The organism is Candidatus Njordibacter sp. Uisw_002, from assembly GCF_047730155.1.
Taxonomy (GTDB): domain Bacteria; phylum Pseudomonadota; class Gammaproteobacteria; order Pseudomonadales; family Balneatricaceae; genus Njordibacter.
This window is the reverse complement of the sequence record NZ_CP159832.1, coordinates 1,966,526-1,989,576: the sequence shown is the minus strand read 5'-3', so window position 1 is coordinate 1,989,576 and position 23,051 is coordinate 1,966,526. Positions and strand designations below refer to the sequence as shown.

The following is a 23,051-nucleotide window of genomic DNA, read 5'->3' as shown; positions in this document are numbered from 1 at the left end:
GATGACTTATTCACTGTATTTTGGCTGACGCCAAGGGTTAAGCTGGTTACAATAGCCTTAGTTTAATCGTCTCGTTTAGGAAAATATATGGCTCGCAAGCCCTACGTCAAAGCTAAAGCCATACAAGGCCGTGGTCATCTTCAATCTGTCACCACTGATGGGCCTCATGTTGAATGGCTAGGTATGCCAGAATACTACATCCACACCCTAGTTATAGCAGATCAAGAGTACGCTTACTTCTCAGCCGGAAAAGCCCTGGAATTTGAAATAGGTGCTTATGTGTGTTTTCGTTGTAGAGAATCTAAAAAAGGCTTTTACATCGAAAAGCGTTCATTAGGTATCGCTATTGATCCTGCGGAGTACATGCGCCAGCTTGAGTCTAGCAACGAATGAAAAGTAATATATTCTCACCTTTGCCAATCAATGATCACACTTGTGGCTGGACACAAGCGCTTGTTGCGCGTGAGCCAAAGCCTGCCTTAATGGGCGAGTATACTGCAGATTTTGTGGTGATAGGTGCAGGATATACAGGCTTGTCGGCAGCTAGAAAGTTTGCTGAACTTAATCCTAATGCTCATATTATTATTATTGATGCCCAACGAGCAGGTGAGGGAGCCAGTGCGCGTAATTCTGGTTATTTGGTTGATTCCACCCTTAATGATGGGCATATGTCCGACACAGGCTTGCAGCAATATCGTGAAAAATATGCGCTTAATAAGGCTGGTGTAGATTGTGTTGAGCAACTAGTCAATGAGCATAAAATTGACTGCGACTGGGATGCCAGTGGCAAATTTCACGCCACCGCAGTGCCTGCCCATGAAGCAAAGCTACAGCGTTTTAGCCAGCTACTGGGGGAGTTAGATTTAGAGCATCGTGTGTTAGATGGGGCGCAGCTTAATGAGCGTTTAGGCACTTCTTATTATACTCAAGCTTTGTGGACAGCAGGTGGTGTTATGTTGCAGCCTGCCAAGTTAGCAAGGGCTTACATCGATCTATTGCCAGACAACGTAACGCTTTACGAAAATAGTCCAATGCTTACGTGGAAAAAACAAGGGACTGATTTTTTAGTATCAACGCCTCTGGGCCAAGTAAAAGCCCCACACATGCTATTGGCTGTTAATGGCTTTATGGCTAGTGCCAAAGTGAAGCGTAAGCGTGCATTTCCCCTCACTCTCACTGCAAGTATGACTAGGCCTTTAAGCGACGCTGAGTATGCATCTATAGGTAGCCCAAAGGCCTGGGGGTTATTATCTGCTCAAGCTATGGGTGCCACTGTAAGGTTGACTCAAGATAGACGTATTATGGTGCGTAATACAGCTGAGGTTTGGCCCAAAATGAATATGTCAGCGCAGCAACTTGAAAAGCGAAAACGCTTGCACCTTCGTGGACTCAAACGCAGATTTGCGCAGCTAAGTGATGATCTTTTTGATAGCTGTTGGTCTGGTATTACCTGTATTAGTGGTAATAATGGCCAAGTGTTTGATCAGCTAGATTCAAAACTCTTGGTTGCAGGCTGCTACAACGGGGGTGGCATCGGTTTAGCTACCTTGTTTGGGGAACAAATGGCTTACCGTGCTAGTGGCCAAATGACTGATACCATGGCGATGATAGAGGCTAGACCTAAGCCTAATGCATTGCCTGTTCAACCTCTATTAAGCTTTGGTGTGCGGCTACGTTTAATACGCGATGGCATTATTGCTCGTAAAGAAAACTAACCTAAACTGGTTTTTCTAGGTTACTACCTGTTAGATAAAGCGTTGGCCAATACCGCAGAGCTTATAGGTATTGATTTTTTAGGTTTGGGTAAGGCTAGGGCGTCCTTAATAAGCTTGGCTAAGCTTAAAACGCAAATATCATTAGGTGACATTACAAAAGCTTGCCCGCTGCGCTCTAAATCAGAAGCGTTAGCAAATTGATCAGTTGAAAAGGGTAATGTTATTTGGCGCACACCCAAAGCTAAAGCTTCTTGCACGCTATTATTGCCACCATGGTGAATGATCAGATCGCAACCTTGTAATAGCCCTACTTGAGGTAAGCTAGCTTCCACTAACCAATCAGTGGGTAAGGGTTCAAAGTCAGACTTTAAGTTGGAACCGATAGCCATGGCCACGCGTACATTAGTTTGTTGCAAAGCATGTGATAGTTTTTTCAATACGTCGTCTCGGTGCGATAAAAAAGTACCTAAAGCAACATAAACGGTGGGCCTTTCATCATTAGCATCAAGCCATGTTTGATAAGTCTGTGTAAGCTCTTCTTCGCGTATTAATGGCCCAACAAAAGCATGTATCAATGGCAAGTGGGCTTCGCGCTCAACGTTGTGGTAATGCTTTGGGCTGTTGTAGAGCACTTGGTTGCCATGCACGCGAAAGGCATCCTTTACAGGGCTCATGTTGGGTGCAATTTCTTGTAAAGCGGCATTCCAAAGTGCAGTAAATTTTGCAGTGACTCGGTCGGTAATATCCTCTTGGCGCGCCAACTCATCTGCTTTAGGTTGCATGCAATTGGGCCAAACTGCGGGGATACCGTAGCGTTCATTGCCGACAGGTAGTTGGCTTGGATGACCTGGAATAAGCGTAGTAAAAGGCCTGCCTGTGGCATATACCCCAAGGGTGGAACCAAACGAAATGTGATCAACTAAAATATCATCAGGCTCTATATCTTCACAGAGCGAAGCAATTTTTTTTGCCACTTCAACTGGCTGCCAAAGCAAATCTTTTTCTCTATCTAATGCTTGGCAGGTAATGGTGGCTATAGCACCTTCTTTAGTGGCGTTTAAAAAACGCGTAATAGCTGGATTTTTTTGTGCAATCCCACTGTTGGCACTTTGACTTAGCTGCAAAAGTTGCCATTCAAAGCCTTCAGCGTGAACGCGAGGGGCCATATTTTCCCCTGTGGCAACCACTACTCTTTGGCCGGCGGCTTGTGCTGCTTTAGCGACAACTGCCAAAGGGCTGTAATGGGAAATAAAATCAGGACTAATCACCAAAAGTGTCATATTTAATCTTTAACCGTTATGTACAGCGAAGTGAGTTTTTCTGCCATGGTATCTATAGCGTAGCGTTGTTCAACCATGGTTTGTGCTTTGCGAATTCTACCTGCACGCCCTACTAGTGAAAACCCTTGAATAATAGAACTTCCAAAGTTATGGTCTGGATCCACAAGAATGCCAGTGTCGCCATGATCTACAAAGGTAGAAGGCCCGCCAGTGCTTGGAGCTACCACCACTAATCCTGTGGCTAGTGCTTCTATCAAAGCCAAACCAAACTCTTCTTTAGGCGCGCCATCCACATAAATGCCACCATCAGCCCAATAGCCAGACCGGCCCATCATAGTGGCCACCATCAGCTGGGCAGTCTCAGCCCTTGGGCGACCGCCGAGCATAATCAAACCTGCTCTGCGCGGGTCATTAAGAGGCACTGTCGCGTCAATGGCTTGTATGACAGAAGTTTCTACAGTGGATGGGTTATTTAAATTGCCTCCCACCAATACTAAGTTACAGGTATTGTGGAGCAATGGGTTTGCAGCCCATGCAGTGACAATGCGCGCCATACCTTTAATAGGATGAAAGCGGCCCACACTCAGCAACAGGGGTAAATGGCGCCTAGTGGCGCAAATTTTCTCTTCTAATTGGGCAATGACGCCATGAGCTGCGTGGTGCTTTAGGTGTGAATAACTCAACGCTGCTTCACGAATCAGTCTAATATCAATACCCTCTGCTATGGTGACTGATTGCTGTGTTTGGTGGTTAAGATCTTTACGGATATCTTGTAGTAATAAGGCGCATTTTTTCTGAGGAAATAACGCTACATGGCTTGACGTACGAGCCATTTTTTCTAACATGCGCGCTCGAAACCATAGGTTGCTTTGAGCATCAGCGCTGAGAAAATCATCTTGGGTTAACTGTTTGCCAGTGCGCATAGACTGTACAGTATTTTGTGGGTCTGGTGCGAAACTAAAGCATACGGGAATATCTAATGCATTGGCAACGCTAGCCCCTGCAAACGTGCCTGCATCTAACATGCGTAAATGAATTAAATCCACGCCACCAAAATGACCTAAACAGCGTTTAATGCTGCGCTTAAGTACAGGTAAATGCTCCCAAGCATTGGTGCTATGCATAGGGCGCAAGGTATCTCCAGCACTAACAATGTGAAAGGGTTGAGGGGTGTTTTTAGGCACGTTAAGGGCGTTTATGGCGTCTTCAGCGCTGCCCAGCCCTATGGTAAGCACTTGGTCAATATCTTTTTGACGTGCTAAGGCATCACCAAGTGACACAAGCAAGCTAGCTACGCCTCCCGTTTCACCACAACCACCAAAGCTTAAAGATTTATCAACCTGTGCAAGCACTAATTGACACATGCGCAGGCCGCCATCAAGGCTGATGCTTTGCGTGGGCTGCTCCATGGCTTGGTCATGAATGGCTAACGTCGCATAAGCACCTATCTCATTACTTTGCTTTGCAAGTTGATGCAATACTGGCTTAAATGACTGTGTAAAAAAATCACTACGACCACTAAATGCGCTAATAGCAGCGATGCGAACAGGGGAAGATTCTTGAGTATCCACAGCTATGTGAGCGAGAGTTTGTGTAACTTCATCCCCATTCAAAGCGCCTAAAAGATCCACTAACCTTGACCTTATTAGCGTCTCACCGTTAGTCAGTAAGGCATTGCTCACACATTTAGCGATTAACTTAGGCGCTGAATATGACCATTGTTCCAAGGTGTGGTGAGCATGCATTGTGTCAATGCCGCCAGAGTATAGTTGCTGAAGTAGCAAAGGTAGCGCACTGATATCAGGCAGTCGATTAGCTAATTTATATGTGGCTTGGCGGCGCACGCTGGGGTTTTTTTGTGAAAGGCATTCAATTAGTAGCTTGGTTGCGCCTTCATGATGCATTTGTGAGGCAGCTTCAATCGCTGCCATGCTGCCAAGAGGGCTACCTTGGGCCATAGTCTTTAAATCATTCATTAAAAGATGACTACGGGTGTTATTTTTGGCAAATCTAGATAGGGCAGAAGATCGGCTTAGCATGCCTTCAAAATCTACGTTTGCTACAGATTCATTTAGCTCTCCAATCAAAATGCTGCCCATGTTAGACACAGACTTTTGTGCGATATCAGTAAGCTTAGAGTCAATTTTACGTTGTTGCATAGTCGATGTGCCACACAGGCAATGGAGCGATCACTGCCAAAAAATAGTTATACAAAAAATGATACTGTACAAGTAAATACTTGTACACCGATAATTTTTGTATAGTATTGTTTTTTTGTATGGTTGTGTAAAGGTAGGTATTTATTTCAACATACGTCTTTAAATGAGTCGTTAAGTAAGCTAAAACCAATTAACTATTGTTAGTAAAAAAACCAGTCAATGGTTGGGGTATCAATGCCATGAGCATTAGTCAGAAATTGCTAAACTACTTTGACCGTAAGAAGTCAAAATCTACTCAAAAAAATCACACACGTTTTAGAAATGATATTTGTAATCATTGGGATTTAGATTACATGTCTGCAGCTGAGCTAGAAGCTCGATTGTTAGAAGATGTGGTTGAAACAACCACCATTCGGAAAAAACAAGACTTGCCTTAATTGGTGGGGTCTTCAATCTGCGCAATCACAAATAAATTATCACCCATACTGATAAGTGATGGGGCATGTTTTATACATACCATCCCATCACGTTTTGCATAATAGAGTGCTGGATCGCAGCCAGTACGCTGGATGTTATGAATTTTGGCCACTAAATCACCAGTTTTTACCTTATCACCTAGCCCCACACAAGGCTCTACTAAACCTTCATGGTAACAACAAATGAATGAGCTGTTGTCTGGCATGCTTAGATGTATGGTGGGCGTGGTGTTGGGTTTCAGCTTAGCGCTAAGTATGCCAGCATGCACAAGTAAATTGTGCACACCATTGTGAGCCACCGCCATGGTATTGGGCGTGCTAGTGCCACCACCACCAAGCTCTGTCGTCACGAAGGTTTTGCCCATAGATTCAACTTGAGTGTCGTACATGGCGTCTGCATCTAGCTCTAGCATTTTCAGCAAGAAAGGTGCGCCAAAGGCTTTTGCGGCGGCTTCACAGCGAGCCTCTAGCGCTTTGTCTTCAAGTACATGAGAAGCTGCAAAGGGTAAGCAGTCCAAAGTTTTCCCGCCGGAATGGATGTCCAATACTATGTCTGCTATGGGCACTAAGGTGCGGCTAAAATAGTCGGCAATAACTTGTGTAACGGTGCCTTGTGGATTACCAGGAAAGGTGCGGTTAAGGTTAACGTTATCGATGGGTGAAACCCGATCGGCGGCAACAAAAGCAGGATGATTCATAGCTGGAATGATAATAATACGCCCATTAACCCGTTCTATGGATAGTTGATTAGCTAAATCAAATAGGGCAGTGGGCCCCTCATATTCGTCACCATGATTACCACCAGATAGCAGAGCGGTAGGGCCATCACCACGTTTAATTTGAGTGATAGGAATCATCACTGATCCCCATGCAGATAGGTTGCTGGAGTAGGGCACTTTAAGGAACCCATGCTGAATACCGTCTTCTTCGAAGTCAATTGTGGCGCTGATAGGGTTGTTTTTCATAGCAGTTACTTCACCAACAGTTGTCGAGGCACATTAGATAAGCACTCCCCACCATTAGGGGTGACACGAACACTTTCAGTCATCTCAAACCCCCAATCGTCAAACCAGATGGCGGGCATAAAATGAAATGTCATATTTTCCTCTAGCAAGGTGAGGTCATTGGCTCTTAGGCTCATGGTGCGCTCACCCCAGTCGGGTGGGTAACTCAGGCCAATAGGATAGCCTACGCGGTTATTTTTTTCGTAGCCATGGCGCTTAAGAGTGGCTGTAAAATTTTGGGCAATTTCAGAACAGGCAATGCCAGGCTTAAATAGTTGTAAGGCATTAAAAATACATTCGTTGATGATCTTTTCAATGTCTAGGTATTTTTGTGTAGGGGTGCCTAAAAACAAGGTCCTAGAGCATGGGCAATGGTATCTATTGTGGGCGCCTGCAAGCTCCAAAAACATGCCATCATCCAAGCTCAAAGGCTGATCGTCCCATGTCATATGGCAAGCCGCAGCTTCATCACCTGCGCCAATCAGCGGCACAATAGAGGGGTAATCACCATAGTGCCCACCCTTACCTTGGGCGCTGGCGTGCAAGATTTCTGCCACTAGGTCATTTTTGCGCATGCCTGCGTGCGCCACTTGCATAATGCGCTCGTAAACGCCTTCAATTACTTTTCCAGCGCGTTGCATGTAAATAATTTCAGTAGGTGATTTTACTGCCCGCTGCCAGTTTACTAGGCCAGTTTGGTCGCTAAATTGAGCGTTTGGCAAAGTGGCATACAGTGATTCAGCAGCTCGTGCAGAAAAGTAGTAATTATCTTTTTCTAGACCAATAGTACATTTATCTAAACCCTTTTTTTGTAATATTGTAGCTAAAAACTCCATGGGGTGGCGCTCTGGCGTCATTACATAATCATCAGGGTAGATAAGGATATTATCAAGTTTTAGGTCAGTTGTGAGCTCTGCACCTTTGGCATCAATGCCTCGGCCATACCAAAATAGTGTGCCATCGCTGCCTATGACTACACATTGGTGCACATAAAATGACCAGCCATCATAACCTGAGAGCCAATACATGTTGGCAGGGTCATAAATGATAAGCAATTCAACATTGGCCGCCTCCATGGCAGTGCGTGTTTTGGCTTGACGAGATAGATATTCGCTGGCTTCAAAGCGTCTTTTTATAGGTTTCATTTGATAGCCTCCATTTAATGGAACTTACTTTAATACACTAAGCGCTTGCTCTAAATCATTGATCAGGTCTTCAATATCTTCAATGCCGGTAGAATAGCGTACTAGGCCTTCGGGTATGCCAGCTGCCGCGCGTTCTTGTGCGGTGCACTCTACATGCGAAGTGGTTACAGGAGGGCCTACTACGGTTTCAACACAGCCTAAATTTGCGGCCATGTGAGCGTAATTAAGGCGTGGTAAAAATTTCTTAATGGCATCTAGGCCACCATGCACAGAAAAGCTTAGCATGCCGCCAAAACCAGACATCTGTTGTTTGGCTATGTCATGGCCAGCATGGGATTCAAGGCCAGGGTAGTTGACTTGTTCTACCATGGGGTGGCTTTCTAGGTAACGAGCTACTGCCATAGCGTTGTCGTTTTGGCGTTCCACGCGTAACTTTAGAGTTTTCATACCGCGCAGCAAGCTATAGGCATCCATAGGGGCCAAAGTAGCACCGTTTATTTCTCGGTAATGATACACCTGTTGAACTAACTCTTTAGAGGCACAGATGACACCACCTAATGCGTCAGCGTGGCCACCAAGATACTTAGACGCTGAGTGCAAGACAATGTCAGCACCAAGCTCTAGCGGCAACTGATTTATAGGCGTGGCAAAAGTGTTGTCTACTACCACTAGTGCACCCACACTGTGAGCTTTGGCAGATAAGCGCTTAATATCCACAATTTTAATAGTGGGGTTCGTTGGTGTTTCCAGATACAGCAACGTGCAGCCTTTATCGATCTGGGTTTCTAATTCCTCATAATCTCCTGTTGCGCACAGAGCCACTTCAATACCTAAGGGAGGCAAAAACTCGTTAAAAATAACATTAGTGCCGCCATAGCTGTCTTTAATGGACACAACGCGATCACCAGGTTTAAGGAAAGTGGCCAAAGTATTACTAATAGCTGCCATGCCAGAAGAGAAGCTGGTAGCAGCTTGTGCGCCTTCTAATACTTTAACTTTGTCTTCAAAGGCGCGCACGGTGGGGTTGGTGTTGCGAGAGTAAATGTGTCCAGGCTCTTCGCCTAGAGCGACTTTGTGCCATGTATCGATGTCTTTATATGCAAAAGACACGCTATGCACTACAGGGACTTGAGTTGAGCGTTCATAAAGCTCGTGTTCTTGTTCTCCGCCCCAGATGCTTTGGGTGGATTTGCCGATATTTGTGCGCATAAATACTCCTAACTGGCTGCGTCTAAATAAAATAGATGAGCTAATGCTCGCCTATTCCTATGTCAAGGCAGCGCTTTAAAAGCCTTTATCTTGATATTGCGAAGATACTCCACAAAAGGCTGTAAATCAATTACAAAAAAGAGACTAGCTACAAGGCGTTTTAAAGCCTTAATTGGTTGCAGAATATAGATAAGGATAAGTTTGTACTAGTGTGTAGTTTGACGTACAATACCCGCCCTGATTTAGGCATGTTTGACATGCTATTAATTCAGCTGGGGTAATGCCCATTTCCGTGATGTCGCCAATTATGGCGCGTTGCATTGATGAATAGTAAGTGATTTCAAAACTTACACGACGTAAAGGGATCTAACGCAATGGTAATCATTCGTTTAGCTCGTGGGGGCTCTAAAAAGCGCCCTTTCTATCATTTAACTGTAGCTGATCAGCGCAATCCGCGTGACGGTCGCTTTATTGAGCGTGTGGGTTTTCATAACCCAGTTGCTCGTGGCCAAGAAGAAGTAACTCGGATTGACATGCAGCGCGTAGACTTTTGGATGAGCCAAGGTGCTCAACCAACTGTACGTGTTGCTGGACTGATTAAAGCGGCCCGCAAAGTAGCTGTATAACAGCTAACTAAGCATTTTGTTGTTAACTCATTGTTGTAAGGATTGTGGATCATGGCTCTAGACCAACGCGTAAAGCTGGGTCGTATCACTACCGTTTACGGAGTGAAGGGCTGGGTAAAAGTGTTTTCAAGCACCGAACCAATGCAAAACATCTTTGACTATCAACCTTGGCAAACCTGTATCGACGGTGTTTGGCAAGAACTGAAAGTTACCCAGGGTAAGACCCACGGCAAAGGATTAATAGCATTACTAGAAGGTTGTGAAGGCCGTGATCAAGCCCGCGAATTTTGCGGATTAGATATTTCGGTAGATCGTGCCATATTGCCAGATTTAGAAGACGGTGATTATTATTGGCAACAACTGACTGGGCTGAACGTAGAGACTGTTGCAGGGGTAAAACTCGGCAAGGTCGACCACCTGATCGCCACTGGCTCTAATGATGTGCTAGTAGTAAAAGGCAACGAAGAAAGTATTGATCGTAACGAGCGTCTAATACCTTATTTGCCAGATCAAGTGATTACAAAGATTGACCTCCTTGGAGGTGTTATTCGGGTCGATTGGGATCCGGAGTTTTAGGTGAAAGTAGGTGTAGTAACGCTATTTCCAGAAATGCTCAAATCTTTAACAGATTTTGGTGTGGTAGGAAGAGCAACGCAGCAAGGTTTGCTGCAAGTTACAGGGTATAACCCACGCGACTTTACTCAGGACAAGCATCGCACAGTGGATGACCGGCCATACGGTGGCGGGCCTGGCATGTTGATGAAGGTACAACCTTTACGAGATGCCATCGGCCAAGCAAAAGCCGAATTAGGCCAGCCTAAGGTGATTTATTTATCACCCCAAGGGCGTAGGTTAGACCAAGCTGGTGTAGTAGAGCTGGCCAAGCAGGAGAGCTTGGTATTGGTAGCAGGGCGTTACGAAGGAATTGATGAACGCCTAATTGGTGCCGACATAGATGAAGAGTGGTCTCTTGGAGACTTTGTATTAAGTGGCGGTGAACTTGCAGCCATGACCTTTATCGATGCAGTTTCACGTTTGTTACCTGGAGTATTAGGGCATGCAGAATCGGCGCAAGAAGATTCGTTTGCTCAGGGCTTGTTGGATTGCCCTCACTATACCCGCCCAGAAATGGTTGCAGGTATACCAGTACCCAAAGTACTGTTAAGTGGGGATCATGCAGCTATTGCCCGCTGGCGTATGCAGCAGCAGCTAGGTAGAACCTGGCAGCGGCGGCCTGATTTACTAGAACAGATAACACTGACAAAGGAACAAGAGCAATCTTTAGCAGAATTTATTCGCTTAATGGGTCAGTCCCAAGAGTGAAGAACAGGAGCGTGCCATGAGCAGCAAAAACTTGATAATTCAGCGTATCGAAGCTGAACAAATGAACAAAGAAATGCCAGAATTTGGCCCCGGCGATACCGTTGTGGTTCAAGTGAAGGTAAAAGAAGGTACTCGTGAGCGTCTACAGGCTTACGAAGGTGTAGTTATCGGCATCCGTAGCCGTGGACTAAACTCTGCCTTTACAGTACGTAAAATTTCTCACGGTGTGGGCGTTGAGCGTACTTTCCAAACTTATAGCCACCAGGTTGACAGTATTTCTGTTAAGCGCCGTGGTGACGTGCGTCAAGCTAAGTTGTACTACTTGCGCGACTTGTCTGGTAAGGCAGCACGTATTAAGGAAAAATTGGGTAAGCGTTAAGCTTAAATCAATAAAAAACCGCCCTTAACTTAGCGTTAGGTGCGGTTTTTTTTGGCTTAAAATAATTCTAAAAAGCTTATCAACATTTAAAGTCTCCAAAGGCGATAAAAGACTTTAGGTTGCTTTTATATAGGATAACGTTACCCCCACCCAGAAACCCTTGTACCTAAAACCGTTGATTTATCGTCTTTGAAATAAAACATATTACATTTTTATTGTCATATGTTTTATTTTTATAATCTAATATTAAATTATTAATATGATAATATTAAATTATAAAATTTCCTTGTAATAGAATTATATTGTGATATTTTATCACATGTTATATTAGTCAAGGATTAAGCATGAGTTGGACGGTTTGGGTTATAATTATTGAGCGCACTTTGGTACATATTCAGCATTTTAGTGTAATTAAAAAAGCGAAATTTTTTGGCTCCTTAGTATTCTTAACTCTAATTCTCTCTGCTTGCGCTACGCCTGCTGGTGATACGAAAGATGTGAAAAATAAAACATCCATGAACCCTGGCCGTGAGCTTGGTCTTGACCAAGAGCAAAAGTCAGCCGCCCAAGCCAGCGGTCAAAAAAGTGCACATTCTGCTTTATCTTCCAGTGCTTTTTCAAACGTTCGATCGGCCCTTGATGGGGCTCAGATTAATGAGCTAAGAGATAAGGTATCTAGCTCTTTAACACAAACGGCAATTAACAAAACTGAAGATTTAATTAATCAAAAAGCGAATGAAGTAGTAAATAGCAAAGGTCATGGTAAAACGCAGGTTTCACTGCGCCAGTTGGAAACAAAAAACCCACAATTCAGCATTAAAACCATTCAGCCTTTAAGCGATCTCACAGACACATCGACTCAATTGATCTTTACTCAAGCCCAAATTAGTTCAGGTGAAAACCATGGTGAGCGCCGCGTCACTATTAACTTAGGCATTGGTCAGCGTTACTTGCTAGAAGGTGGACAGGCTATTGCAGGTATCAACCTTTTCACCGATTATGAAACGGAATCTAAGCACAGCCGGGCCTCCCTTGGTTTGGAGTATCAAAGAGCTAACTTTAGTGCCAATGCTAATAAATATCACCCGCTATCTAGCAAGGTGGTGATAGGAGATTATACCGAAGAGCCCCTCGCAGGGTATGACATCAGGCTAACGGGCCAAATGCCTTACTTACCGTGGGCAAGAATCAAAGGCACTCAATACTATTGGGATGCCGTCACAGGTGAAGACATTAAAGGTACTCGCTTGGGCATTGAAGCTGATATTAACGCTTCCACCACCCTTGAAGTGGGCTCTGAAAACTCTAACACGGCCAATCGCACTGCTTATGCAACTTTAAGAGTACAGTTACCCTATAGCGCTAATCCGACATCAGCTCGCCTTAAAGTAGCAGACAAAGCATTCGAAGATTCAGGTGGAATTAGCTTAACGGATTTAAATTATGCTGAAAGATCTAACAAGATTCGTGTTGAAAAGCTTTTAAATGGCGTTAGCGTGGTACTTGGTGACTTCAATGCTGCGACCGTTGGTGCAACATGCATTTTATTCAATGCCGCAGGCACCCCTATTGGCAATGGTTCAGGATTAACAGGGCCTGATGGCTTGGTTTCCCTGTCTAATGTAGTGTTACCAAGCGGATTGGTTTATTCAGAATGTACTGGTGGTGAGTATACGGACGAAGCAACTGGCGACAGTGTTGTTGCACCAAAGATTCGTGCAGCAATAAGATACTCAGGCACCGGTGGCGTAACTATGGTGGCAACACCCTTGTCTGAAATAGCTTATCAAATGGCAGATACTAACGCAGGCACTGCCTTAGCTAGCAACATTGCAGCTATAAATGCTGAAGTGGCGACTGCATTTGGTCTTGGTTCTATTAATATTACCAGCGCCATTCCCACTGATATAAACACCGCCATAGCGACAAATGATGGCGCTGGTAAGTTCGCTACTATACTTGCTGCAATATCACAGATGGGTGAAAACTCTGGCGATGATAACCCAACGGATACTATGGCGGCACTCCTAGCAGACCTGCAGGGTTCTGATGGGTCTGCTGTTGGAACCATTGAAGGACGTAATTCAGGAACAGAAGTGGTTGATATTGCTACAGCAATTCATAACTTCGTCACTAATTCTGGTGATAATAATATTACTAATGGCACAACTTCAGGAAATATTATTTCAAGTGCTGGAGAGGGAAGTTTTAGAGGTGATTTAGCTATCGCTATTATTAAGGCTTACGATGGCACAGGTATCGCGCCCTCGCTAAAGCACTATAATGAAGCTGATGTTACAGGTGTTACGGTAGACAATCTTGCTGCAGTTAATTCAGCGGTGGCGAATAAAGTGGCGAGCACGACTGTACAAATCCAAGCCTTGGTAGATGCAATTAAGATAATTGGCATCAGCGCGCAAAGCCGCTCTATTGCTGAAAACTCAGCCAACGGTGCTAATGTGGGTGCAGTGCTAGAGACCACAGGTGGCCCCACAAGCTTTAGCATTACCAGTGGCAATACCAATGACGCCTTTGCCATTAGTGACTCTGGACAAATTACCGTGGCTGATAGTGGCCAACTTGATTTTGAAACCACCACTAGCTACACGCTTGCAGTGGAGATCACCAAGGCTGACACGACTTCACAAAGTGCTAACATCACCCTCAACGTGACCAACGTGAATGAAGGCAGTGCAATCGGCATCAGCGCTCAAATGCTTGAAATTGATGTCAATTCACCCAATGGTGCTAATGTCGGTGCAATGCTAGAGACCACAGGTAGCCCCTCAGGCTTTAGCATTACCAGTGGCAATACCAATGACGCCTTCGCCATTAGTGACTCTGGACAAATTACCGTGGCTGATAGTGGCGAGTTTGATTTTGAAACCACGCCTAGCTACACGCTTACAGTGGAGATCACCAAGGCTGACACGGACTCACAAAGTGCTAACATCACCATTGATGTGACTAATTTTATCCTTTTAGGCACGCAAAAGTGGAGTGCGTCTAATGTTTCATTCGTACCCACTTTAAATAATACGCTAGATACGGATTATCGGACTGACTCATCAGACGGTTATCTCTACACTTGGGATGCAGCAATGAATGTTTGTCCTAGTGGTTGGAGGTTACCATCTGATAGTGACTGGAAAGTCTTAGAAGGTCATTTAGGTATGTCTACGGCTTGGCAAGATAGGACGGGCTCGCGTGGTACCAACCAAGGCACACAACTAAAGGTAGGTGGTACTAGTGGCTTCGAGGCTAAGTTAACGGGAGACTTAAACTTCGGTCGTGGAAGCACCACGTCCTTGTGGAGTAGTTCGGAGTCAGGTGGTGGTGCCTACAGACGCCAACTGTACCGTTATGAAGCCAGGATTCTCCGCAGTACCGACGAAAAGGCGTCTGGGTCTAGTGTTCGCTGCCTAAAGGATTAATTTGACACTTTGGCACTTTGACCCAGCCCAGTGGCTGGGTATTCACCACCCAAGCTAGCTTGGGTGGCTTTTTAATGACATAACAAGGAATTAAGAGCTTTAACGAAGGATATAATATCCCATTAAGAACCTAGGTTAAACGTAGAGATTTAGGCAGGGGCCAACTTATCGTTGCTGTAATCCCGCTTAAACCATATTTTGACGCGGGTTAGTGTAGATCCAAAGTTATTGTGTGGGCGATTTTGGACATTTTAAATCTTATAAAACAAGTAATGGTTCAACCACTTACACTCCACACGTTAAATAGCCTGTAGTTTTTTTCATTAGCGAGCTGGCCAGGCATAAGCCCATCGACTAACATTGATTAATTAATATTGTGACTGATCAAGCTTCTCACTTTTCCCTTACAAGACGTTTCCTAGGTTTTATACGTAAGTTGAGTTTAAGCTTACGATAAATGCGATACACGCGTTTTTTGGCTAAACTTGATAACAGATTCTAAAAGGGCTTCGCGCACTTAGATACAATACTTCTTTTACATACTATACTCTTAGCAATGCAGGCGCTGCTGCAGAACCTTTGCCTCAAATAATAATCCAAGGTGTTAGCTGATTAATGAGTAATGATATTCAATTTATCAAATACTACACAGACTCACTATGGCTAGAAAAAGGCTTGAGTAAAAATACCCTTGTAAGTTACAACACAGACCTGCACCAGCTGCATGAATATCTTAAACTGCGTAATCTAACTTTGGTGGCAACGCAAGCAAATGATTTGATGAGCTTTTTGGCGCAGCGCTCTAAAGAAGGTATTAAGCCGCGCTCTTTAGCTAGACACTTGTCTAGCATTAAAGGCTTTTACCAATACATGGTGCGTGAAAATCATTTACAGGCTAACCCTGCGTCATTGATTGATGCGCCCAAGCAAGGGCGCCCCATTCCTAAATCACTCACAGAAGCAGATGTTGAAGCTTTATTGGCGGCTCCCAATATCACCACAAACATTGGCCTTCGAGACAGGGCAATGCTTGAGCTTTTATATGCCTGCGGATTGCGAGTAAGTGAGCTGTGTGAGCTGGATATGAGCCAGCTCAATCTGGCCTCTGGTGTGGTAAAAGTCTTTGGTAAAGGATCTAAAGAGCGATTAGTGCCTATTGGAGAGGTGGCCCAAGACTGGCTGCAAAAATATATTAAGCAAGCAAGGCCGCAGTTATTAAAAGCCATGGCAAGCGGCGTGCTATTCCCTAGTAATAGGGGCCAACATATGACTCGGCAAACTTTTTGGCACCGCATAAAACAACATGGTGTTGCCGCTCAAATTCAAAAGCCGCTCTCTCCCCATGTAATAAGGCATGCTTTTGCCACACATTTATTAAATCATGGTGCCGATTTACGGGTGATTCAAATACTCTTAGGCCATAGTGATTTATCAACCACACAGATATATACTCATGTGGCTACGCAGCGATTACAAAATTTACATTCACAACACCATCCCAGAGGCTAGACTCTTATTATGCGTTTACTGACTATTAAAACGGCCACCAGATTAATTTTTTCATTGTCTTTTTTCGCATCTATTGCGTTAGCTGCAGATTACACCAAGTTAGAGGCTGGTTTGGCAAGAATAAATCCAGACATAAAGGCCTTAAGTATTGAGCCCACACCGATGGAAGGCATGTATGACATCGTGCTTAACACAGGTGATCAAATCTATATGCATGAAGATGGTACTTTTTTCTTTGCAGGCTCTATGTTTCAAAACCCTATTGGTGCAAGGCTAGTTAATTTAACCCAAGCCAGTAGTTTAAAAAAGACGCTTATCGCTATGCAAAGTGACGCAGCTCAAAAAGCATGGGTGTTTCCTGCTAAAGGTGAAAAAAAGGCCAGTATTACTATATTCACTGACGTCGACTGTTTTTATTGCCAAAAGCTACATGCAGAAATGGATCAGCTAAATGGTTATGGTATCGAAGTGAGGTACCTAGCCTTTCCTCGCGCAGGCCTACAATCGTCTAGCTACCAGGTATTGGTAGACTCTTGGTGTGCACAAAATCCTAATGAATTTTTAACACAGGCCAAGCTTCGTTCGCACAATAAACAAAGCCCTCAAGACTCCCCTGAACTGTGTGATAACCCTGTGGCTGCGCATTATGCACTGGGTGAGGTCATAGGCGTTACTGGCACTCCAGCCATAGTGTTAGATTCTGGCCAACTTATGCCTGGTTATGTGCCAGCAGAAGAAATGGCTAAGCGCTTAGGCATTCTTTAACAGCGTTTTCGTTCTGCTTATAAGCTGACAGGCAAAGCCTGTTAGGCTACAATATGCGCCTTGTTTTATACATTAATTGATATGCGAATTTTTTCGCAATGGGGTTTACCTTGAAACCGGTAAGAGTTGGTATTTGTGGATTTGGCACCGTGGGTGGCGGTACGTTTAACGTTTTAGGACGTAATAGCAAGGAAATCACCCGCCGCACGGGCCGCGCTATTGTGGTTGAACAGATTGCACAGCGTCGTCCAAACATTAATTGTGACACTGGTGACACAAGCATCACGGATGATATTTTTGCCGTAGCCAACAACCCCAATGTGGATGTTTTGATAGAGCTTATTGGTGGTCATGAACCTGCCAAAGAGCTGGTGCTTACCGCTATCCGAAATGGTAAGCATGTGGTTACAGCTAACAAAGCTTTGATTGCAGTGCATGGTAATGAAATTTTTGAAGCAGCTGCCAAGCATAATGTAGTGGTGGCTTATGAAGCGGCTATTGCAGGTGGCATTCCTATCGTTAAAGCGATGAGAGAAGGTTTGGCTGCGAATAGTATTGATTGGTTAGCAGGCATCATCAATGGCACAGGCAATTTTATTCTTACAGAAATGCGTGACAAAGGCCGTGCATTTGCCGACGTGTTGCAAGAAGCACAAGAGCTTGGTTATGCCGAAGCTGATCCTACCTTTGATGTAGAAGGCATTGATGCGGCTCATAAGCTAACTATCTTATCTTCTGTTGCTTTTGGTATTCCTTTGCAATTTGACCAGTGTTACACCGAAGGTATCAGCAAAATATCAGCACAAGATGTGGCTAATGCTGAATCTTTAGGTTTTCGAATTAAGCACCTAGGCCTCACTCGTCGCACCTCAGAAGGCATAGAGCTGCGTGTACACCCAACATTAATTCCAGAAAAACGTTTAATCGCTAATGTGAATGGCGTGATGAACGCCGTCTTAGTAGAAGGCGACGCAGTAGGCCCCACCATGTATTACGGTGCTGGCGCTGGCGCAGAGCCTACCGCCTCTTCTGTAATAGCTGATTTGGTAGATATTGTACGTGACATGTCTTTAGATCAAACGGTACGGATGCCATCTTTAGGCTTCTCACCTGAAACTATGTCCGATAGCCCTATTTTACCTATGGAAAAGGTCGTTACTGCCTTTTACATGCGTATGAACGTGTCTGAAAAGCCTGGTGTTTTGGCTCAAATTACTCAAATTTTGGGTGATGCAGGCATTAGTATTGAAGCCATTCGCCAACATACTCATGTGTCAGCCCAAGTGCCTGTGATTATCTTGACTCGCCCAGTAGTAGAGGGCCATATGAACAGCGCCATCGCAGCTATTGAAGCCTTGGCAGATGTGAACGGTGAAGTTACTCGTATTCGTGTTGAAAACTTAGGCGGCTAAAAAATTATGCGTTATATCAGTACACGTGGTCAGGCCCCAAGCCTTAGTTTTGAAGAAGTGTTGCTCACAGGCCTGGCCAGTGATGGTGGCCTTTATGTGCCAGAAACATTACCTCAGTTTAGTCATGAAGAAATTGCATCTTGGTCCAAGCTTAATTATGCCGATCTAGCCCATAAAATTTTATTGCCGTTTGTTGAAGCAGATGTAAGTAGTAGTGAGCTGAAAGTGATGGTGGATGAAACCTACGCGGGTTTTAATCATAAGGCTGTGGCGCCATTAGTTCAGCTAGATAAAAACGAATGGGTGTTAGAGCTATTTCATGGGCCTACTTTAGCCTTTAAAGATTTTGCCCTGCAGTTGCTGGGCCGTTTAATGGACAACGCGCTGATTAAACGTGACAAACATTTAGTGATTATGGGTGCTACTTCTGGCGATACAGGCTCTGCTGCTATCGAAGGGTGTAAGCATAGTAAGCGTGTGAAAATGTTTATCCTGCACCCCCATGAACGCGTGTCAGAAGTGCAGCGCCGCCAGATGACTACCTTAATCGGTGATAATATTCACAACATTGCTGTGCGTGGTAATTTTGATGATTGTCAGCAAATGGTTAAACAAAGTTTTGCAGATCAGTCTTTCTTAAATGGTGGACAGCTGGGCGCGGTAAATTCAATCAACTGGGCTCGTATTATGGCTCAGATTGTCTACTATTTTTATGCCGCAGTGGCTTTGGGAGGGCCTCATCGCAAGGTTTCCTTTAGCGTACCTACCGGTAACTTTGGTGACATTTATGCAGGCTATTTAGCTCAAAAGATGGGTTTACCTATTGCGCAGCTTGTTGTGGCTACCAACGAAAATGATATTTTGCATCGTTGCATAAGTGCTAATCAATACCAAAAGCATGGGCTAGTACAAACCTTGTCTCCTAGCATGGATATTATGGTGTCCAGTAATTTTGAACGCTTGTTATTTGATTTATATGATTGTGATGGGCCAACTTTAAGTCAGTTATTAGAAGATCTAAATAACGGCACTGCCGATAGTTTAGAGCCACAACGCTGGGAAAAAGCACGAGAGCTATTTTCTAGCCACCGTGTTGATGATGACACTACCTGTGATGTGATTAGCCAAGTAGCGCAAGAGCATAATTATTTACTAGACCCACACAGTGCGATTGGTGTGGAAGCGGGTCGAGTGTGTAATCAATATCCACATGTGCCTATGGTCACATTGGCCACAGCTCACCCGGTTAAGTTTCCTGAAGCCGTCATTAAGGCTGGGCAACCTACGCCACAATTGCCAAACCACTTGGCTGATTTGCTAGAACGAAAGGAGCGTTGTGAAGTATTAGATAACGACCTTTTAGTGGTGCAGCAATACATCACCAGTAAGATTTAAGAGCGTATATATGTCAGTTCGCTTGCGTTTAGGCACATCCAATGCTGCTCTAGACGCAGCTTTTGACCCTCTTGTTGCACGTGTGCTTGCTCACCGTGGCATCAATGATCCTGCACAAGTGGATTATCAACTCAAAAAACTTCTTCCTTACCATCAGCTTAAAGGCATAGACACTGCGGTAACGCTTCTAGTGCAAGCCCTTGAAGCTCAGGCAAACATCCTTATTGTGGGTGATTTTGACTGTGATGGAGCCACCAGTACCAGCCTTGCATTGCTAGCCCTAGGTGCTATGGGCGCCAAAAATGTAAGCTATTTAGTGCCCAACCGGTTTGATTTTGGTTATGGCCTAAGTACTGCGTTAGTGGATTACGCCAAAGCTATAGAGCCTGATTTAATTGTTACTGTAGACAATGGCATTGCTAGCCACGAAGGCGTTGCTCGTGCTCATGAACTAGGTATAAAAGTAGTGGTGACAGACCATCACTTAGCCGCTGAAACATTGCCCGATGCCGATGCTATTGTTAATCCTAATCAACCTGGTTGTGAATTTCCGTTTAAGTCCACCGCAGGTGTTGGGGTTATTTTTTATGTTATGTCAGCTTTGCGTAGGCAGCTACAAACACAAGGTTGGTTTGATCAGCAGCGCATAAAAGCCCCTAACATGGCGCAATATTTAGACTTAGTGGCTTTAGGCACGGTAGCAGACTTAGTGCCTATGGAGCACAATAACCGCATTTTGGTAGCCCAGGGTGTAGCACGTATTCGTGCAGGTAAAGCTAGGCCTGGGATATTAGCGCTATTGGCAGTAGCCAAACGCCAGCATTATAACTTACAAGCCACAGACCTTGGTTTTAGTATAGGGCCTAGGCTTAACGCAGCGGGCAGGCTGGAAGATATGAGCTTGGGCATTGAATGTTTGTTAAGTGATGATGAGCATATTGCCGCCCAACTAGCGCATGAATTAGATGAGCTCAATGCACAAAGGCGTCATATTGAAGCAGATATGCAGCAACAAGCGGGTAACATATTAACGCGTTTAGAATCTAGCCAAGACCAAGAACTACCAAAATGCGTATGCTTGTTTCACCCAGATTGGCATCAGGGTGTAGTAGGTATTGTGGCCTCTCGTATTAAAGAAAAGTGGCACAGGCCTGCACTAGTATTTGCTATGGGAGATGCCGATACTTTAAAAGGCTCTTGTCGTAGTATTGCTGGATTTCATTTGCGTGACGCTTTAGCAGCAGTAGATGCCCATAATCCTGGGCTTATTATCAAGTTTGGTGGCCATGCCATGGCTGCGGGCTTAAGCATTAAAGCTGATAAGTTTGAAGCCTTTAAAGAGGCGCTAGACACCTATGCCCAAGAACATCTTCCAGATAGCTTGTTAGCTAAAGAGTGGCGCTCTGATGGCCAATTAAGTGCGCAAGAGCTGCAGCTTAATCAGGCCTTTTTATTACAACAAGCAGGGCCTTGGGGTCAGGGTTTTGAAGAGCCTACATTTCACGGTCGCTTTGTTTTAGTGCAACAGCGTATTGTAGGGGAGAAACACTTGAAGCTGGTGTTGGCAGATCTTCAAACCGGAGAGCTTGTGGATGCTATTTATTTCAACATAGACTTAGCGGTTTGGCCTAGCACCTGTGAGCAGGCAGACTTGGTATATCGATTAGATATTAATGAGTTTCGTGGTCGCCAGAGTTTGCAGCTTATGGTGCAACATATGACCCCAGTTGCGTAGTTTGGGGCCAGCAACGTTATTATAGTAAATTACTTTGAGGCGACTTAGGTTCTGAAGGGTCTGGAAAGTTCAGCTCTAGGTTCACCTCACCATTGGCTCTTGCTTGTTTGCGCTCAATAACCCGCTGATAACGCCTAGCACACAGTTTCATCACTTGAAGCTGCTCGCCTGTGTTCATTTCATGCCATCCAAAACGCTCATCACGTGAACGCATGCATCCTTTGCAATAACCCTTTGGGCTATTTTCGCATACGCCGATACACGGGCTTGGGGCTTCAAATAATTCAGACTGTTCCATAACGCGAAATATAGCAGTTTATGCAGATAAAGTCCCCATTGCTGTGATGTTTTGTAGCGACAACCTTAGGGTATAGCGATAGTCACAATCATCGGCAAATGATCAGAAATATGCCAGGTGTTTTTCTGCAGTACTTTAGCGTCTTCTACCTGCAATTGATCGCTATGCACAAAGTAATCGATGGTTCTATCAGGGGCAGTGACCTCAAGCCTGTTAGGGAAGTGAGTAAACCACTCTTTGGCATTAGCACCGTTGGCCTGCTCTAGGCTTGGGATCACATTGAACTGTTGATAAATACCAGTTAATTCACTTTTTGGTTGATAGTAACTACGCGCCGTGGCATCCATATTTTCATACTGGCCAGGGGGTAGTAGATTTAAATCTCCCGCAATCATCCATGGTTGCCCTTTGGCAGTTTTATCAGTTAATAATTTTTCTAAATAAGCCACTTGTTGTTGCATGGTATTAGAGCCTTGGGCAAAGGCGTCAAAGTGGGTGTTCATTAGTGTAAGCTGGCTACCATTATTAATAGGCAAGCTTACTTCTTGTATAGCCCGGCGAAAGTTGAATTGATCACTTATGGGGTCAGTTTTGATAGTAGCAAGCTGGTGGCGCAGTGCATTACCTAATTTATATTTAGAAATAACAGCTAGTTTCATGCCCACAGAGCCCATAATTTGGGGCAAAGGCACAAAGCCTGCTTGCCAGTAAAAGCTTTCACTGTGGTTGTTGTATTCAGGTGGAAGTAAGCTCAACAACCTTTCAAGCTGGTCTTCGTAGTCTGTGCGTTTGGCATTGTCATGTAATTCTTGAAGCAGAATAATATCTGGATTTTTTTCAATAATCAGCTGTGCAATTTGGTTAAAGGTTTGATCTATGTCAGCCTTGCTAGCACGAATGTCTGGGCCGTCACCGTCTAGCCTGTCATACCAAAATTCATAATTTTTACCTGACATATACTGCACATTCCAGCTAAGTATTTTTACTGATTGACCAGACTCTAGTATGGGTGTGTTGGTTTGATTAACCACCACCTCTTCTTGCAAAGCGGGAGGGTGAAAAGTGATATTCCATATTAATATGCTTAAAGTAACGACTAAAACTACTAAACTAATGGTGATCCATTTAAGGCTTTTCAACAAAACTTTGAGCATGTTTTACTCTCTACTTATTAAATTAGGTATTAT

At 44.4% G+C, this 23,051-nt stretch carries 20 protein-coding genes; 13 read left to right on the top strand and 7 right to left on the bottom strand.

All coding sequences use genetic code 11. The features are described from left to right. Window positions 1–87 precede the first annotated feature (87 nt). A complete protein-coding gene (locus ABXT42_RS09440) occupies window positions 88–393 on the top strand; it encodes a hypothetical protein (RefSeq protein WP_443627901.1) in 306 nt (101 codons plus the stop codon). Continuing rightward, window positions 390–1,715, top strand: coding sequence for an NAD(P)/FAD-dependent oxidoreductase (locus ABXT42_RS09435; RefSeq protein WP_443627900.1), 1,326 nt, complete (start codon window positions 390–392; stop codon window positions 1,713–1,715). Before ABXT42_RS09440 ends, ABXT42_RS09435 begins: the two co-directional genes overlap by 4 nt. Window positions 1,716–1,738: 23 nt before the next feature. Here the strand turns inward: ABXT42_RS09435 and ABXT42_RS09430 are convergent, their stop codons facing one another. Together ABXT42_RS09430 and ABXT42_RS09425 are read right to left on the bottom strand one after the other, a co-directional pair. After that, window positions 1,739–2,995 (bottom strand): nucleotide disphospho-sugar-binding domain-containing protein, encoded by a 1,257-nt coding sequence (locus ABXT42_RS09430; RefSeq protein ID WP_443627899.1) that lies wholly within the window; start codon window positions 2,993–2,995, stop codon window positions 1,739–1,741. A 2-nt stretch (window positions 2,996–2,997) separates the two neighbouring features. Further along, window positions 2,998–5,154 carry a glycosyltransferase gene (locus ABXT42_RS09425; RefSeq protein ID WP_443627898.1) on the bottom strand — a complete coding sequence of 719 codons (2,157 nt, stop codon included), beginning with the start codon at window positions 5,152–5,154 and terminating at the stop codon, window positions 2,998–3,000. 239 nt (window positions 5,155–5,393) lie between these two features. Between ABXT42_RS09425 and ABXT42_RS09420 the strand changes: the two genes are divergently transcribed. Further along, window positions 5,394–5,591 carry a hypothetical protein gene (locus tag ABXT42_RS09420; RefSeq protein WP_443627897.1) on the top strand — a complete coding sequence of 66 codons (198 nt, stop codon included), beginning with the start codon at window positions 5,394–5,396 and terminating at the stop codon, window positions 5,589–5,591. Here ABXT42_RS09420 and doeB read toward each other — a convergent pair. From doeB to ABXT42_RS09405, 3 genes are read right to left on the bottom strand one after another with little or no spacing between them, the layout of a single operon-like run. Beyond that, a complete protein-coding gene (doeB, locus tag ABXT42_RS09415) occupies window positions 5,588–6,595 on the bottom strand; it encodes a N(2)-acetyl-L-2,4-diaminobutanoate deacetylase DoeB (protein WP_443627896.1) in 1,008 nt (335 codons plus the stop codon). The two genes, ABXT42_RS09420 and doeB, sit on opposite strands and share 4 nt — an antisense overlap. A 5-nt stretch (window positions 6,596–6,600) precedes the next feature. Continuing rightward, window positions 6,601–7,779: a M24 family metallopeptidase gene (locus ABXT42_RS09410; RefSeq protein WP_443627895.1), complete on the bottom strand. Its 1,179-nt coding sequence runs from the start codon at window positions 7,777–7,779 to the stop codon at window positions 6,601–6,603. 24 nt (window positions 7,780–7,803) lie between these two features. After that, window positions 7,804–8,988, bottom strand: coding sequence for a cystathionine gamma-synthase family protein (locus tag ABXT42_RS09405; RefSeq protein WP_443627894.1), 1,185 nt, complete (start codon window positions 8,986–8,988; stop codon window positions 7,804–7,806). Between the two features lie 374 nt (window positions 8,989–9,362). Here ABXT42_RS09405 and rpsP point away from each other — a divergent pair, with 374 nt between their 5' ends. From rpsP to recJ, 10 genes are all read left to right on the top strand, one after another. After that, window positions 9,363–9,614, top strand: coding sequence for a 30S ribosomal protein S16 (gene rpsP, locus ABXT42_RS09400; protein WP_443627893.1), 252 nt, complete (start codon window positions 9,363–9,365; stop codon window positions 9,612–9,614). Window positions 9,615–9,665: 51 nt separating this feature from the next. Continuing rightward, window positions 9,666–10,190 (top strand): ribosome maturation factor RimM, encoded by a 525-nt coding sequence (gene rimM / locus ABXT42_RS09395; RefSeq protein WP_443627892.1) that lies wholly within the window; start codon window positions 9,666–9,668, stop codon window positions 10,188–10,190. Next, window positions 10,191–10,937 carry a tRNA (guanosine(37)-N1)-methyltransferase TrmD gene (gene trmD, locus ABXT42_RS09390; protein WP_443627891.1) on the top strand — a complete coding sequence of 249 codons (747 nt, stop codon included), beginning with the start codon at window positions 10,191–10,193 and terminating at the stop codon, window positions 10,935–10,937. 16 nt (window positions 10,938–10,953) lie between these two features. After that, on the top strand, window positions 10,954–11,316 hold the full coding sequence (rplS, locus tag ABXT42_RS09385) for a 50S ribosomal protein L19 (protein ID WP_443627890.1): 363 nt from the start codon (window positions 10,954–10,956) through the stop codon (window positions 11,314–11,316). 344 nt (window positions 11,317–11,660) lie between these two features. Further along, window positions 11,661–14,750, top strand: coding sequence for an inverse autotransporter beta domain-containing protein (locus ABXT42_RS09380; RefSeq protein ID WP_443627889.1), 3,090 nt, complete (start codon window positions 11,661–11,663; stop codon window positions 14,748–14,750). Window positions 14,751–15,365: 615 nt separating this feature from the next. Next, window positions 15,366–16,259 (top strand): site-specific tyrosine recombinase XerD, encoded by an 894-nt coding sequence (gene xerD, locus ABXT42_RS09375; RefSeq protein WP_443627888.1) that lies wholly within the window; start codon window positions 15,366–15,368, stop codon window positions 16,257–16,259. Between the two features lie 9 nt (window positions 16,260–16,268). Then, window positions 16,269–17,024, top strand: a complete 756-nt coding sequence (locus tag ABXT42_RS09370) for a DsbC family protein (RefSeq protein ID WP_443627887.1) — start codon at window positions 16,269–16,271, stop codon at window positions 17,022–17,024. A 110-nt stretch (window positions 17,025–17,134) separates the two neighbouring features. Further along, window positions 17,135–18,436 carry a homoserine dehydrogenase gene (locus tag ABXT42_RS09365; RefSeq protein ID WP_443627886.1) on the top strand — a complete coding sequence of 434 codons (1,302 nt, stop codon included), beginning with the start codon at window positions 17,135–17,137 and terminating at the stop codon, window positions 18,434–18,436. 6 nt (window positions 18,437–18,442) lie between these two features. Further along, complete coding sequence (gene thrC, locus ABXT42_RS09360; RefSeq protein WP_443627885.1) at window positions 18,443–19,831, top strand: threonine synthase; 1,389 nt, start codon at window positions 18,443–18,445, stop codon at window positions 19,829–19,831. Window positions 19,832–19,841: 10 nt separating this feature from the next. Beyond that, entirely contained in the window at window positions 19,842–21,566 is a 1,725-nt protein-coding gene (gene recJ / locus ABXT42_RS09355) for a single-stranded-DNA-specific exonuclease RecJ (protein ID WP_443627884.1), read from the top strand. 19 nt (window positions 21,567–21,585) lie between these two features. On the opposite strand, the gene ABXT42_RS09350 is transcribed toward recJ, so the two are convergent. Then, window positions 21,586–21,864, bottom strand: coding sequence for a DUF1289 domain-containing protein (locus ABXT42_RS09350; RefSeq protein WP_443627883.1), 279 nt, complete (start codon window positions 21,862–21,864; stop codon window positions 21,586–21,588). Between the two features lie 65 nt (window positions 21,865–21,929). Further along, window positions 21,930–23,018: an endonuclease/exonuclease/phosphatase family protein gene (locus ABXT42_RS09345; protein WP_443627882.1), complete on the bottom strand. Its 1,089-nt coding sequence runs from the start codon at window positions 23,016–23,018 to the stop codon at window positions 21,930–21,932. Window positions 23,019–23,051 lie beyond the last annotated feature (33 nt).